Origin of the sequence: Okeania sp. SIO3B5, from assembly GCF_010692555.1 — a bacterium.
In the GTDB taxonomy this organism is placed as follows: Bacteria; Cyanobacteriota; Cyanobacteriia; order Cyanobacteriales; family Microcoleaceae; genus Okeania.
This window is the reverse complement of record NZ_JAAHHG010000232.1, coordinates 1-14,733: the sequence shown is the minus strand read 5'-3', so window position 1 is coordinate 14,733 and position 14,733 is coordinate 1. Positions and strand designations below refer to the sequence as shown.

The 14,733-nt window shown below is 35.8% G+C and carries 15 protein-coding genes; 8 read left to right on the top strand and 7 right to left on the bottom strand.

What is annotated here, in order from left to right; all coding sequences use genetic code 11:
- Positions 1-402 precede the first annotated feature (402 nt).
- Positions 403-696: a Dabb family protein gene (locus F6K54_RS25470; RefSeq protein WP_293083667.1), complete on the bottom strand. Its 294-nt coding sequence runs from the start codon at positions 694-696 to the stop codon at positions 403-405.
- A gap of 406 nt (positions 697-1,102) precedes the next feature.
- On the opposite strand from F6K54_RS25470, the gene phnM reads away from it, so the two are divergent.
- From phnM to grxD, 6 genes are all read left to right on the top strand, one after another.
- Positions 1,103-2,239, top strand: a complete 1,137-nt coding sequence (gene phnM, locus F6K54_RS25465) for a phosphonate metabolism protein PhnM (protein WP_293083664.1) — start codon at positions 1,103-1,105, stop codon at positions 2,237-2,239.
- Positions 2,240-2,663: 424 nt separating this feature from the next.
- Positions 2,664-3,209 carry a phosphonate degradation HD-domain oxygenase gene (locus F6K54_RS25460; protein WP_293083662.1) on the top strand — a complete coding sequence of 182 codons (546 nt, stop codon included), beginning with the start codon at positions 2,664-2,666 and terminating at the stop codon, positions 3,207-3,209.
- Positions 3,210-3,954: 745 nt separating this feature from the next.
- Complete coding sequence (locus tag F6K54_RS25455) at positions 3,955-4,632, top strand: HAD-IA family hydrolase (protein ID WP_293083659.1); 678 nt, start codon at positions 3,955-3,957, stop codon at positions 4,630-4,632.
- A 257-nt stretch (positions 4,633-4,889) separates the two neighbouring features.
- Positions 4,890-5,570 carry a hypothetical protein gene (locus F6K54_RS25450; RefSeq protein ID WP_293083656.1) on the top strand — a complete coding sequence of 227 codons (681 nt, stop codon included), beginning with the start codon at positions 4,890-4,892 and terminating at the stop codon, positions 5,568-5,570.
- 285 nt (positions 5,571-5,855) lie between these two features.
- Positions 5,856-6,113 (top strand): BolA family protein, encoded by a 258-nt coding sequence (locus F6K54_RS25445; protein ID WP_293083653.1) that lies wholly within the window; start codon positions 5,856-5,858, stop codon positions 6,111-6,113.
- A 221-nt stretch (positions 6,114-6,334) separates the two neighbouring features.
- A complete protein-coding gene (gene grxD, locus F6K54_RS25440) occupies positions 6,335-6,670 on the top strand; it encodes a Grx4 family monothiol glutaredoxin (RefSeq protein WP_293083670.1) in 336 nt (111 codons plus the stop codon).
- Between the two features lie 91 nt (positions 6,671-6,761).
- Here the strand turns inward: grxD and F6K54_RS25435 are convergent, their stop codons facing one another.
- On the bottom strand, positions 6,762-7,016 hold the full coding sequence (locus F6K54_RS25435) for a DUF6761 family protein (protein WP_287276112.1): 255 nt from the start codon (positions 7,014-7,016) through the stop codon (positions 6,762-6,764).
- Positions 7,017-7,800: 784 nt separating this feature from the next.
- Between F6K54_RS25435 and F6K54_RS25430 the strand changes: the two genes are divergently transcribed.
- The gene (locus tag F6K54_RS25430; protein WP_293083650.1) at positions 7,801-8,556 is read left to right on the top strand and encodes a response regulator transcription factor; all 756 of its coding nucleotides are present in this window, start codon (positions 7,801-7,803) and stop codon (positions 8,554-8,556) included.
- Positions 8,557-8,677: 121 nt separating this feature from the next.
- Here F6K54_RS25430 and F6K54_RS25425 read toward each other — a convergent pair whose 3' ends face one another.
- The 4 genes from F6K54_RS25425 to F6K54_RS25410 form a co-directional block, all read right to left on the bottom strand.
- Positions 8,678-9,430 carry an ATP-binding cassette domain-containing protein gene (locus F6K54_RS25425; protein WP_293083648.1) on the bottom strand — a complete coding sequence of 251 codons (753 nt, stop codon included), beginning with the start codon at positions 9,428-9,430 and terminating at the stop codon, positions 8,678-8,680.
- A gap of 284 nt (positions 9,431-9,714) precedes the next feature.
- Positions 9,715-10,269: a hypothetical protein gene (locus F6K54_RS25420; protein ID WP_293083645.1), complete on the bottom strand. Its 555-nt coding sequence runs from the start codon at positions 10,267-10,269 to the stop codon at positions 9,715-9,717.
- 653 nt (positions 10,270-10,922) lie between these two features.
- The gene (locus tag F6K54_RS25415) at positions 10,923-11,291 is read right to left on the bottom strand and encodes a DUF1830 domain-containing protein (RefSeq protein ID WP_293083642.1); all 369 of its coding nucleotides are present in this window, start codon (positions 11,289-11,291) and stop codon (positions 10,923-10,925) included.
- Between the two features lie 158 nt (positions 11,292-11,449).
- Positions 11,450-11,647 (bottom strand): hypothetical protein, encoded by a 198-nt coding sequence (locus tag F6K54_RS25410; RefSeq protein ID WP_293083639.1) that lies wholly within the window; start codon positions 11,645-11,647, stop codon positions 11,450-11,452.
- 312 nt (positions 11,648-11,959) lie between these two features.
- Here F6K54_RS25410 and F6K54_RS25405 point away from each other — a divergent pair, with 312 nt between their 5' ends.
- On the top strand, positions 11,960-13,534 hold the full coding sequence (locus F6K54_RS25405) for a photosystem II high light acclimation radical SAM protein (protein ID WP_293083637.1): 1,575 nt from the start codon (positions 11,960-11,962) through the stop codon (positions 13,532-13,534).
- A gap of 819 nt (positions 13,535-14,353) precedes the next feature.
- On the opposite strand, the gene F6K54_RS25400 is transcribed toward F6K54_RS25405, so the two are convergent.
- A complete protein-coding gene (locus F6K54_RS25400; RefSeq protein ID WP_293083634.1) occupies positions 14,354-14,521 on the bottom strand; it encodes a hypothetical protein in 168 nt (55 codons plus the stop codon).
- Positions 14,522-14,733: the final 212 nt, after the last annotated feature.

Below are 14,733 nucleotides of genomic sequence, written 5' to 3'. Positions count from 1 at the left end.
GGCTGTTTTAAAGTCCCGTAAGTTAACGATTTAGGGATAACGAGAGATGAGAAGATAGTGGAACAGTGAAATTAACCAAAATTTGCCGATTTTTCAGCAAAGTACGCGTCTTTAAGCTCTGAGAGAATATCTGGTTCAACGCTACTTAAAAGCCTCGATCCCCGTGTCTCCGTGTCTGGTGCGTCCCCGTGTCTATCGAGAATGAAACAGCCCTGCTCCTGGGAGGGGCGAGGGGTGGGTTGTCTCCTACCCTCACCCATAAGACTTTTTCAGCAAACCCTAATTAATAAGCATCTCTATAAAAGAGTAGGGACGTTGCATGCAACGTCCCTACAAAGTATGGGGAAATAATTGATTATTTTATTACTGCTGACTGCTGACTGCTGATTGCTGACCGCTTTTTTAAACTTCATAATCAATAGTAATTTTATCTGCCAAAATTGGCTTAATTAAAGTCTTAATAATTTCTTGATGATGGGCGTTTTTTGCATAAGCATCAAGAGCAGCTTTATCCTTAAATTGGACTACTAAAGCATTATGAAAGCCTTGAGAAAGCTCCGAGAAATTATTCCCACAAGATAAATCAATTATTTCCGGGACTTTCCCTTTCATTCCTTTCAAAGCGGACATAACCGAAGTAATACTTTCTGCTGAAATATCTGGCTGCCACTTAAATAAAACTATATGTATTATCATATAAATCAATCTTTCAAAACTGCTCCTGTATATTAACAGAAATTGAAGTTACTATAGAGAAATTAAAATTCCAATTGGTTCATTTAAGATTATTGGTTCATTTAAAATTGACTGTCGATTAAATAGGGCTTGCCGATGAAATATCAAAGCATTGATAGATAAAGGTATTAGCCTTTTCTAGGTTTAAAAAAGTGCGTTTTTTTCAGCTCTTCATGCTCAAAAAGTGAGCATTTTGGAGTGGCTATGGCAGAAAAATTATCTTGCTATTATGAACGACTACCTTTTCTATAACTCCTATTTATACTTATTCTTAACTACTTCCTACTTCCTACTCCCTACTCCCTACTCCCTACTCCCTATTCCCTACCTCAACAAAAAGACTTTATTCAGTAAACCCTAAATAAACATGAACGAACATATTTACACAAACTATCGTCTACAATTACCAGACCAAGAAACTATTGGTACCCTCATAGTTCGTGATGGAAAAATAGCCGAAATTCAGCCAGGAATAGTTAATATTGGTCAAGACGGGCAAGGAGAATATTTAATGCCTGGATTAATAGAACTTCATACAGATAACTTAGAAAAATGTATGTCTCCTCGCCCTGCTGTAAAATGGCCTTTAGCAGCAGCAGTATCTTACCACGACCGAGACTTAATTAGTTCTGGAATTACAACAGTTTGTGACGCGATCGCCATTGGAGATATTAAACCTAATTCTGTTCGAGTTGAGCGTTTTGGTGAAATGATTGAAGCTATTTTTGAGGGGCAAAAAACAGGCAGACTTCTGACAGATCATCGGCTACATTTACGTTGTGAAATTTCCTTTGAAGGTATATTTACTGCTGCGGAAAAATATGCAAATAATCCGTTTCTTTCTCTCATGTCTTTGATGGATCATACTCCTGGTCAAAGACAATTTGTGAGTGTGGAAAAATATAAAGAATATTACATGGGTAAGTATGGAATTAGCGAAGTAGAAATGAATAAATTTATTGCCTATCGTCAGGAAACTCAACAACAATATGCTCCGAAAAATCGTCAAGCATTAGTTGAATTAGCAAAACAAAATGGAATTTCTCTCGCTTCTCACGATGATGCAACAATAAGTCATGTACAAGAAGCTTTAGCAAGTGGGGTAGTTTTAGCAGAATTTCCAACTACTTTAGAAGCAGCAAAAGAAGCTCATAATTCTGGATTACAAGTATTGATGGGAGCGCCGAATTTAGTATTAGGAGGTTCCCATTCTGGAAATGTATCTGCAGTGGAGTTGGTAGAGCAAAATTTAGTAGATGTAATTTCTTCAGATTATGTGCCTCGCAGTTTATTACAATCTATTTTTATTATTAGTAAAAAAATTGGTAAACCTTTATATGAAGCAATGAAGTTAGTAACAATTAATCCGGCTAAAACTATTAATTTATATCATGATAGAGGAAGTTTAGAAGTTGGCAAACGTGCGGATATAATTACGGTGCATGATGATGGTATAGTTCCCCATTTAACTTCAGTGATTATTAATGGTCGTCGTGTTGCTTAAACTGTTTATTTTACAGAAGGTAGGATTTTTTTAAATCTTAATTTACATAGATTTTGCCAAAGTTAAATGTAAAATCAATCAAGTATTTTAAGTCCTGTTGCTTAAACTGTTTATTTTACAGAAGGGAGATTTTTTTTAAGTCTTACTTTACGAAGATTTTACCAAAATTAAATATTAAAAAATAACGGTAAAATATTCATGTATTAAAATTACAAAGTCAACAGTAAATCTGTTTCAACTAATAACTAATTATACCAATCCCCCAAAATAATGCTATACTTTATTAAAACTTTCAGTTACTAAGTAATAACAATGGTCCAGTAATCTTTTTTGTAACAATTCCCGGTATTAAAGCAAAATATCTTATATCTTTGAACCCTACTCCCTACTCCCTACTCCCTACTCCCTACTCCCTACTCTCAAAATGAATCCAGATATAAAAACAATCATTTCAATTCTTTCCTCAAAAGGTCATATTCAATATAATCAAGAATCTATTAGTCAACTAGAACACGCTCTCCAATGTGCTACTTTAGCAGAAACAGCAAAAGCCAATAATGAACTAATTGTAGCTTGCTTATTTCACGACTTAGGACATCTAATTCATGACTTAGGAGAAGATGCTGCAAATAAAGGTATTAATGACCATCACGAATATCGTAGTATCAAATATTTAAAACATTTATTTGGAGAAGCTGTAACAGAACCAATTCGCCTTCATGTTGAAGCAAAACGTTATCTTTGTGCAACAAAACCTAACTATTTTTCAAATTTATCACCAGCTTCTAAACAAAGTTTAGAATTACAAGGAGGAATATTTTCTTCTGATGCTGCTGCTCAATTTATTCATCAACCCTATGCAAAAGATGCAGTACAACTAAGAATTTGGGATGACCAAGCTAAAGTTGTTGGCTTTAAAACTCCAGATTTAAAACACTTTAATCAGATAATCTATCAAACAAGGGAATAGGGAATAGGGAATAGGGAATAGATAAATATCCGCACCCTATTTGTGTAGCACTATAATAAATTTTTATATAGCAATCAGGAATTAGTTGTGAGAATTGAAGTGTTCCTTAAAAGTATAGAATATCGCAATTATTATATTAATATGGTACGTTTTTTCTTCTTCTCTGTTCCCTGTTCCCAGATCCGGTGTTCCCTAAAAGTTTCCAATATCTCACAACTCAAATCATATTGCTATATTAATTTAAAAGAGAGAATTTACCCTTGATATAACTCAATAACTAAATTTATTAACAGGCAGTAAGTCGGAGAAAATAAATGATAGTTTTTCGGCTATAAATCATTCCTGATCGCTAATATTTAGTTTTGGTATTTCTGTAGCCTTAATGGTATGTTGAGACAACCAACACTTAAGACGGGAGCTGAATATACTATTACAATGTACCACTACTTTTTACTACTAAAAACACCCTAAATATTTATAGCAAAAACTCGTAAAAACGGTATAACAAATTAATTATAACGTAAACATTTCCTGCGGAATGCTGCGCAAACAGCTATTAGCTGTCAGCTATACAGCAACAAGATTCTCTCATATAGGACGTTTTTAAATTAAAATAGACTTTAAGGGCAAGGAAAGCAACTTTTGTAGTAAGACAATTAATAAAGCTTTTATCCTAAACTAAAAACAATAACTGATAGCTGATGGCTAACTGCTGAATGCTTATATTATAACTATAAAAAAACCGATGAATAAATTCCCAAAAATCACTCATGTTATTTATGACTTAGACGGTTTACTTCTAGATACAGAATCAATTCATGCTCAGGTAAATTCAGAAATTACCAGTCGTTATGGCAAAATTTTTGACAAACAAACTAAGTGTAAAATTACTGGTAGAAAATCAATTGATTCTGCCAAAGCAATTGTAGAAATATTAGAACTACCCGTCACTCCCGAAGATTATCTTCAACAAAGAAATACCCTCACATATCAACGCTTTTCTGAAGCAAAACCAATGCCAGGTGCAGTTCATCTTACCCAACATTTATATCAAAATCAAATACCTCAAGCTGTAGCTACCAGTTCTTTCAGGGAACCATTTAGTTTAAAAACAAAAAATTATCAAGAATGGTTCCAATTATTTAATCATATCGTTGTAGGAGATAACCCTAATCTTAAACATGGAAAACCAGCACCAGATATTTTCTTAATAGCCGCTGAAAAATTAGGTGCTTCTCCCAAAAATTGTTTAGTATTTGAAGACTCTTTAGCAGGAATGGAAGCTGCCTTAGCAGCAGGAATGTCCGTAGTAGTTGTACCAGATCCTGATATGGATAAAACCTTATTTTATTCCGCCCATCAAATTCTTAATTCCTTAACAGAATTTCAACCCCAATTATGGCAACTACCACCATTTTTTTGAAGAAGGAAGAATTCAAGAATTTAGAATTTAGAATTTAGAATTTAGAATTTAGAATTACCTCTTCTTATAAATAAGAAGATTAGTTAAAAGGATTTTTTTTTCTTCACCTTCAGAGTTTAATCCCCTATCATAAGATGGAAACATTAACCTAAAACCTAAAACCTACAACCTAAAACCTTCTTCAAAACCATATATTTTTGAAACAGTGATAATATCTAAAAAATAGTTTTTTATGTATACAAACCAACTAAATAATTATGATATTTACTCAACCTATTCCTTTAATTCGCTCCAAATTCGGCTTTACTCTCCTAATTACGGCAACTTTCATTCTTTTACAACAACCACTCAATGCTCAATCTGAAAATTCCGCACAGCAAGAAATTCCAATTCAAGTTCCACCAGAAAACTCTACAGATCCAGAAAACCTTCCTTCTTCTCCAATTCCAATACAACCCACACAACCCGAAAATGTTCGTCCTTTAAATGAACAAAACAGTCTTCTCAGTCTTCAGGGAGGACAACGCTTAATGACCGAAGCTGACAATGCCATTGCCTCAGAGAATTATGATTTAGCTAGTCAGAAACTTCAAGAAGCTCGTCAAATATTTAACCAACTGTCTAATTTCTATAGTCAATTAGCTGCCAGTTTTTCTGGTATAGATAATCGTCTGGCAGATGACCAACGTACCAAAGCATTAGAAACTGCTCAAATGAGAGACCAGGCCACTTATCAATTAGCTTTAGTCCACCGGGCGCAAAACCAACCTGAATTAGCAGTACCATTACTTGTTCAAATTATTAGCTCTCAACAACCCACTCGCGATTTAGGAAAAAAAGCCTACCAACAATTACTAGAATTAGGATTTGTTGATATTCCCTATCCTAGATCCTCTGGAGAGGACCAACCTCCTAACTCATCCCAGTCTCTGAATTAGGGTCTGCTGAAAAAATTGGTTGGTGGAGGTAGGACACGGAGACACGGAGAAGCGGAGACACGGAGATGAGGGAAACAGGCAACGGTTTCGGCCATTTTATGTGAATAAATTTTCTTGAATTTCAGCAGAAAATTTCAGTAAATTAATGCCAATAAGAGCCAATAACTAGGAGATAAATTGAATATAAAAAGCTCCTAAGCCTTAGATATCCTAATTTTTAGCTTTATGAACACAAGCCCTAATTAATATTATGTAGAATAACAGTAACTTTACAGGGGAATAACAATGAATCTAGAAGAAGTTGAATTAATGATTAAAGCTGAGTTGCCAGATGCTCAAGTACAAGTCCAAGATTTAACTGGAGGTGGCGACCACTTACAAGCAACTGTTGTTTCGTCTCAGTTTGAAGGAAAAACTCTAGTTAAACAGCATCAAATGGTTTATGCTGCTGTACAAGAACCTATGGCTTCTGAAGCTATCCATGCTTTGGCTTTAAAAACTTATACTCCTCAAGAGTGGGAAGCTGCGGGACAAACTTCTTAATTTTTGCTTTTGAGTTACAAAGCTGACAGGATTATCTGGTTATATTAGCCATAATTGATTAACTTTGATAATTTGCCCCAATATATCAGGCAAATTAATAGTATCTATAAATCAAACAGCACTCGGCTATTTAGTTAAGGTAAAGATATCAGCAATAGGTTGGTATCAGCTAAATGCTGAATGCTTGGATGACCATTCTATCTATTATTGAGGAAATAGCCATGACTCTAACTCCAGAATTGAAAGCAAAAATTGATGACTTAGTTACTCAGAATAAAATTATGGTTTTTATGAAGGGTAATAAGTTGATGCCCCAGTGTGGCTTCTCTAACAATGTGGTACAAGTATTGAACACTTTAGGAGCTACCTATGAAACTTTTGATGTGTTAGAAGATCCAGAAATTCGTCAAGGAATTAAGGAATATTCTCACTGGCCAACAATTCCCCAGGTTTACATTAGTGGCGAATTTATCGGTGGCTCTGATGTGATAATTGATATGTTCAATAACAATAAAGAAGAACTAGAGCAAAAGGTAGCAGTTGCTTTAGCCTCTTAGAGACTCTGCATTTGTCACTCTAAAACTATTAAAAAAAAGAATGAAGGGTGTTGTTCAATACCCTTCATTTTTAGATGAAAACTACTGTAATTTAGTAATAATCTATTTCAGTTTCAGTTTGTAATGCTGGCATTTCAAAATTTGAAGGGTCATATATGTAGCGAGTTGTTTCTTCCTCCAATCTATTGATTAAAAATGGTTCGATCGCTTTGGAGATTCTCAAAGATGCTAGGTAGCCATCTAAATATATACGCATCTCCTCATAGCGGTAACCACGGTTCCACATTTCGACGAGGGCGTCAGTGAGTTTTTGATAGTGGCGAATTGTTAGAGCGTCGGTTAACATGACCTTTTTATTCTCAGAATTAATGGTTATATTTTCAGTTAAAACCTAGTCTTTAGGTTAATGTAATTTTATTTTTGGTGCAACTAAAGAGTGTTTTTTTTAAATTAGTGTTAATTAACTATAAAGTTGGTATTACACATTACAGCAACACTTATAGCTGAACATTTTTGTGACTATGCTTTTTGCTGCTTTTATTTTAAAACAATTTCCTGAACCCTCTCAACTCTTTAGTAGACTTATAAATCTATTGATTGCCAGTCCATCTTATTTCTACAATAGATTTTTTGTACTTTCCGCTAATTTTCAAAATAAATTCAAAAATCTTGAGTTGGTAAAAATATAAAATATGTGATATACTTAGGGCTTGCTGAAAAAGTCTTTTTGTTGAGGTAGGAGTCAGGAGACAGGAGACAGGAGACAGGAGAAATGGGAATTATAGAAGATATAGTCGTAAAAATTGTACCAAGATTGTTCTGCCATAGTTAGCCTAAAATACTAGCTTTTTGAGGGTTTTTAACTAAAACAGGCGCACTTTTTTCGCCCCTCAAACTGCTCAAACCTTTATATATCAATACTTTTATAATTAATCAGCAAGCCCTACTTAAATCTTGAACACACTACACCACTTTGATTTTGATTGTGCAAAATATCAGAAATCAAGGAAAATTTTCCCTGGAACATAGAAGAAATATTTAAGCAGTGACCTATGTTACAGAACTGTTACTAGACTTTATGTTAACTTAGTAATAGCTAATTATTAAGGAAAGCCAAAGTAGGAATTTAAGTGGGAGCTGCTTGTATTCTAATTGTAGAAGGAAATCCGCGTTTGCGATCGCTGCTTGGTTGGCATTTGCAACAAACAAACCACTCGGTACATCAGTCAGCAAATATTCATCATGCCAAGAAATTAATACATAGTCATTGCCCAAATCTAGTAATTATGGAAGCTGATCTACCTGATGGAAATAGTCTCGAATTTTGTCAGTGGGTTCAGCAACAGCAACAGTCCTTAATTTTTATGCTATCCTCGCAAAAAACTGAAGCAGATATTGTCGCCGGATTAAAATCTGGAGCAGATGACTATCTCACCAAACCTTTTGGTATGCAAGAATTTATGGCCAGAGTAGAAGCACTACTACGTCGCCAAAGGAGTATTAGTTCTAGTCCACCTATAAGTCTAGATTATGGTGACTTGATTATTGATCTAGTACATCGTAGAGTGAGCTTGAAAGGCAGTTTGATTGATTTAACTCCACAAGAATTTAGTCTCCTTTATGTCTTAGCTCAATCAGGTGGAGTACCCCTAACTCGCTCAGATTTACTACACAGAGCATGGCCAGACTCTATAGATAATCCTCGTACCATAGACACTCATGTACTATCTTTGCGAAAAAAAATAGAGATTGACCCTCGCCAACCTAGTCTAATTCAAACAGTTAGGAATGTAGGTTATAGATTTAATAGAGAAATCTTAACTATGAATAGATGGGAAAATAATTATCAGAGCAGCAGACAACCTCAAAAAGTTGCACCTGCTTAATACCAGGCTACTGCAGGATGGCAGAAATAACTAACCAGTGACAAAATCCTAAAACAATTACAGAGCAATACTTTTAACTTTTGACTTTTAATTTTTAACTTTTGACTTCTGCGTAGCGGCACTAGCTCCATTCTTCACTTTCTTGTTTTTGTCTTTGTGCCTGAATAATACTATGGCGTAACTTAACCCAATCAACTTTATTACTAGGAGAGTCTTCAATTAATTCTCCTTGCTCTAAATGTAACAAATGTGTACAAAATTGTTGAGCTAAATCTATTTGATGGTTAACCATAATAACCGTTACTTGACTCTCTGTTAATGTTTTCAACACTTCTATCACTCGATCTGCTGTACCAACATCTAGAGCTGAGGTAGGTTCATCCAATAATAGAATTTTAGGTTGAATTACAACAGCACGAGCGATCGCTACTAATTGTTTTTGTCCCACTGAAAGTTGTAATTCTGACCTAGATAACCAGTCGGGAGGAATATGCAACTGCTGTATCCAATATTCGCATCTTTGCTGAATTTCAGGTGGCCTTATTCCTCTGAGTTTTAAAGGATAAGCGATCGCTTCTGCTACAGACATTCCCAAAAGTTTTGACTCCTGCAAAACCATTGTCACTTGTTGTCGTAGTTGAATAACAGGAATCTTGCTATAGTCCTGATTATCTAAATATATAGAACCAGAAGTGGGGGAATTTAGTCGATTTAATAATCGCAATAGAGATGTTTTACCTGCTCCAGAAGTACCTACAATAGCAACTCTAGCGCCTTTTTCTACAGCAAAAGAAATATCTTTCAGTAAATAGTGAGAGCTAACTGAAGCAGTCAAACTTACTCGGTCTAAATATAGTTGACCATGCTGTCCCATGTTTTATCTTTATTCTTAATGAGTTTAATACCCTGCACTAATGGGGTCATTTCAGTTATCAGTTATCAGTTATCAGTACTTCTACCTGAAGTCAGAGGCTTGAAATTTTGGTGATGGGGTGATCGAGATACATAGAAACAAAAATTCTGTTCTTCCCTCTTCCTTCTTCTATGCAGAAGACTATCCCCATGCACTTTTTCAGTCCTTCAATTCTGCCTTCTGCCTTCTACCTCTTGCCTTCTGCCTTTTGCCTCCTGCCTCCTGCCTTCTGCCTCCTGCCTTCTTCAAGAAATAGCGATCGCGTTGGAAATAGTCCAAGCATCTACTAATAGTAACAATATCGTACAACCAAATAAAATCAAATACATCCAAGGCTGTGATAAAGGACGTACATCAGTTGTATCTATACCAGTCTTAGCCTCAACTATTCTCACCAACTTAGCAAAACCCACTATTCGCATGGGCAACAAATAACCTTTTTCAGAATTACTTACAAAGTAATATACTAAACCTCCCTGACCTGTAGTCCGAGGTTTGAGAGCTTTTATTTCTGCCCAAGGCAAATACCAACCTTTGCGAAACAGGTCTGGCACCCAGACTGGATAAGATACCTTAATTCCCTCATCATCAATAACTACTCGTTCTGTTAGAGCTGCATATAATGCTGCTGCTCCTAGTGCTAGTCCCACTCCTAAAATCATCGGAGGTAGTGGTGCATTTGTGGCTTGAGAGAGAAAAGGTAGAGGTATAGTCAATGCTACATACAAACTTAAAAGGGTTATTTTAATCAGAGGAGAAATTCTAAATATAAAAGTTTCTGAATCTTGGTTTTGAGACATTTTTTATTGCTAAATCTTACTAAGATATATTCAATTTAATAGGTTAATTATTTATTCATTAAAGGTAAGCATTTCCTGCGGAATGCTGCGCAAACAGCTCTTAGCAGTCAGCACTGAATACAAATAATGAATAATTCAGAATCAGGTTTAAGGAGCGTACCTTGGCAACAACTTTTAATTCTCTCTCAATTGTTCAATTGCTTTGATCTCCTACTCCCATAAATAGCTGATGGCTGAATGCTTACCATTAAAAACTTTAGAGGAAACAGGTATAAACCCATTCCCTCTTTAACATCCCTTTAAATACAAAAACACAAAATTACTGCATTGTTTGGGAGTATTAATGTAAGCATTTCCTGCGGAATGCTGCGCAAACAGCTATTAGCAGTCAGCTCTCAGCAATGAAAATAAATGAACCAAGTATTTGCCTAACTTCTACTACATTTTTGAACAAAGAATTGAAGCACAAAAATAACTAGCTTAAATTGTCCACTAAAGGTAATAAAGCTGATAACACAGTTCCGACCATAGGAGGCTAGCTGACCGCTGACCGCTGAATGCTTACGTATTAATTATCTAGGATGTCAACTTTTTTATGATGGAATAATTATCACTCAGTTGGTATATCCTCGACACTTCTAAATTAAATTCAATTAATCTACTGCACTCAAAACTGCTGCTGGTTTTGAAGGGGTTTTCCGTCTTTGAGGTAAAGTAAATAACTTTACTGTAGTATTTTCAGTTTGAGATATAGAAGAATAAGGGCCTTCATTTATTTGGAGGCGATCGCAGGGTACTGTATCAGACAATATAGAACTTGCCATCATGCCTGTATGAATTTCCATAGAAGCCCCTGCCACAGATTCAAAAACTAAACGCTGGCCTGGAAATACAACCCTTTCAAAATACCAATTTGGTATATTACTAATTCTCGCAACTTGGATTTGACTTGTTGCATTAACGTAGCAGCAAAGAATTTGATTTGAACTGTTAGATGGTAAGGGATCAAGAATTTGTGCCATGGTCTATTGAAAAGTTTTTACTTTAAACAAGTTTTAGTTATATTTACAAGTTAACATTAACCGATCCCAATCAGTTGTAATTTTGAATACTGACTTATAATTTTATCATTAAATGGCCCATTTTAACATGAAGAAAGTCTTAAAATTATTCCAAGTTTTTAACTTTTTGGGTAGTCCTGCATGGTAATGGTAGAAGATATATATTTTTTAATTTCTCCCACACTCCCAATCTCCCAATCTCCCCATCTCCCAATCTCCCCATCTCCCCATCTCTCAATCTCCCCATCTCTCAATCTCCCAATCTCCCAATCTCCCCATCCCCCCATCTCCCCATCCCCCCACACTCTCTCTACCATTACTATGCACCACCACCACTTTTTGTTTGCTTGAAGCTTCTTAGACTTGGGAATGAATGTAGCTCTGTATCCTCTGGTATTGGCTTTAGGGAAATTAGGTGATGATTTGCACTCTTGAATTTTTGTACCAAAACTTACATTTTTATAAATTTCATACTTAAAATTAGCAACACCTTTATTTTAAAATTATTAAGATTTTGTATCAAAATTTTAATAAAATAAATACTAAAATTAAATAAGTTCACCATATTTGTTATCTTTCTTCAAAAAAATACTTATAAAAAGTTATATATGTGATAAAAAAAATTGATTATGGAAAATAAAGTTCTTTACGTTCGTCTTCCTTGTAATCCCATTTTTCCCATAGGAGTTGTTTATCTAGCAGATCATGTCCACAAGTGCTTACCAGAAGTAGAACAACGAATATTCGATCTTGGGACAGTACCACCTCTGGACTATAAAACAGCTCTAAATAATTGTATTGATGAGTTCAAACCAAATATATTAGTCTTTTCCTGGCGAGATATTCAGATATATGCACCTGTAGGAGGTCGTGGAGGCAACCCTCTGCAAAACGCCTTCGAGTTTTACTATGCAAAAAACCCTCTGATCAAATTTAGAGGTGCAATAGGAGGTTTGCGGTTAGCTGTTTCTTATTATACAGAACTCTGGCGTAATACAGGACTAATTAAACAGGGCCTCAAAAGGGCGAGAAATTATCGACCTGAAACTCGTGCAGTAGTTGGTGGTGGAGCAGTAAGTGTATTTTATGAACAATTAGGTCGTAGTCTACCTGATGGTACTATTGTATCTGTAGGAGAAGGAGAGGTATTGTTAGAAAGACTACTTCGAGCAGAAGATTTTAACGATCAAAGATGTTATGTAGTCGGAGAAACATCGCCACGCGATCGCTTAATTCACGAAAAACCTGCTCCTGTTGAAAAAACTGCCTGTAACTATGACTATATTAATAGTATCTGGCCAGAATTTGTCTATTACTTACAAGACCAAGATTTTTATATAGGGGTACAAACCAAACGTGGTTGCCCCCATAACTGTTGCTACTGCGTTTATACAGTTATTGAAGGTAAGCAAGTCCGCATCAACCCTGCGGATGAAGTAGTTGCAGAAATGAAGCAACTATACGACCGTGGTATTCGTAATTTCTGGTTTACTGATGCTCAGTTTATTCCTGCTCGTAAGTTTATGGATGATGCAGTTGAATTATTGCAAAAAATCCTTGATGCAGGTATGAATGATATTCACTGGGCAGCATATATTCGTGCTGATAACCTCACTCCCGAGTTGTGCAACCTCATGGCAAAGACTGGGATGAATTATTTTGAAATTGGCATTACCAGTGGTTCTCAAGAACTTGTCCGCAAAATGCGAATGGGTTATAACTTACGGGTAGTATTGGAAAATTGTCGAGATTTAAAAGCTGCTGGTTTTAATGATTTAGTTTCAGTTAATTACTCATTTAATGTCATAGATGAAACTTATGAAACGATTCGACAAACTATTGCTTATCATCGAGAATTAGAGAAAATTTTTGGAGCAGAAAAAGTAGAACCTGCTATCTTTTTTATTGGGTTACAACCTCATACTCATTTAGAAGATTATGCCCTGAAAAATGACGTTCTGAAACCAGGATATGACCCCATGAGTTTAATGCCTTGGACTGCCAGAAAATTATTATGGAACCCAGAACCTTTAGGTGCTTTTTTTGGAGAAGTTTGTTTAGAAGCTTGGCAAAGAAATTCTAATGATTTTGGTCGTGAAGTAATGAATATTTTAGAAGAAAAATTAGGTCGTGCTGAACTGGAAGAAGCTTTAAGTGCACCTATGGTATCTTCTGAGAAAAAACAGTTAGTCAAAGCAAGTTAATATGTAAGTATTTAGCATTCAGCTATCAGCTGTCAGCTATGAATTTTAATTCATTATCTAGGAGAAGGAATTAGTGTTCAAGGAGAATTAAAAATTATGTTTGCACAGCATTCAGCAGGAAATGAAATAGTACTTTCAGCTAACCTTGGTCATTGCTTAATTCTTTCTTTCAAATGCTGATAGCTGTTTGCGCAGCATTCCGCAGGAAATACTTAGGTTAGTGTTAATCGGGGTGCGTTATTAGCGCACCTTTTCGTATTAATAAATTTCATCTAAAACTGTAACTATAATTTCATCAAAAATATAATATTCAATAATATTTATTAGACATCTCCATAAAAGAGGGAACAGGGAACAGGGAACAGGGAACAGGGAACAGGGAACAGGGAACAGGGAACCCACCCCTAACCCCTCCCAGGAGGGGAATAATTGATAATTTCTGGATAATAATTGATTTTATTTTTAATTAGGGCTTGCTGATTAAATCTAAAAGCATTGACATATAAAGATTTTAGCCTTTTTGAGGTCAAAAAAAGTGCACCTGTTTCAGCTCTTCATGCTCAAAAAGGAGCGTATTTTAGGCTCATAGTTGGGCAGAAAAATCTTGGGACAATTCTTACTCCTACCTTCTCTAAGTTCCCATTTCTCCTGTCTCCTGTCTTTCCCCTCCTGGGAGGGGTTAGGGGTGGGTTGTCTCCTGTCTCCTACCCTCACCCATAAGACTTTTGAGCGCAAACCCTATGTATTTTTACCTTTTTTTTTTCAATATTTCTTCCTTCTTCCTTCTTCCTTCTTCCTTCTTTTCTCTTCCCTACTTCTCTATTTCTGCTTTTGATAGAAACCTAACACCTTCTCTGTATAGCTAGCAATCTCACCTTGATTATATTGATTTGGATCTCCTGCCATCCACCATGCTGCTGCTCGACGCACTGCTAAGGACTCATCATTACCACTAGCAGCATACTGCTCTTTCAAAATATCTTCCATTACGCATCCCAAAATCTCCCTTGCTTTTGTTGTGTTGACCTCAAACTCTTTTACAGTTATTTCTTCTCCAGTGCAGAGTTTCGACCAGATACATCAAGCCCGGCAATTCCCGGCAAAAGCTGGGAAAACCGTTCATAGCAGTGTGACGGCAGAACCATCGACACTGGCGGTATCTCGCAATGCTTTGAGGAATATCCCCAAAGCGCCATTCC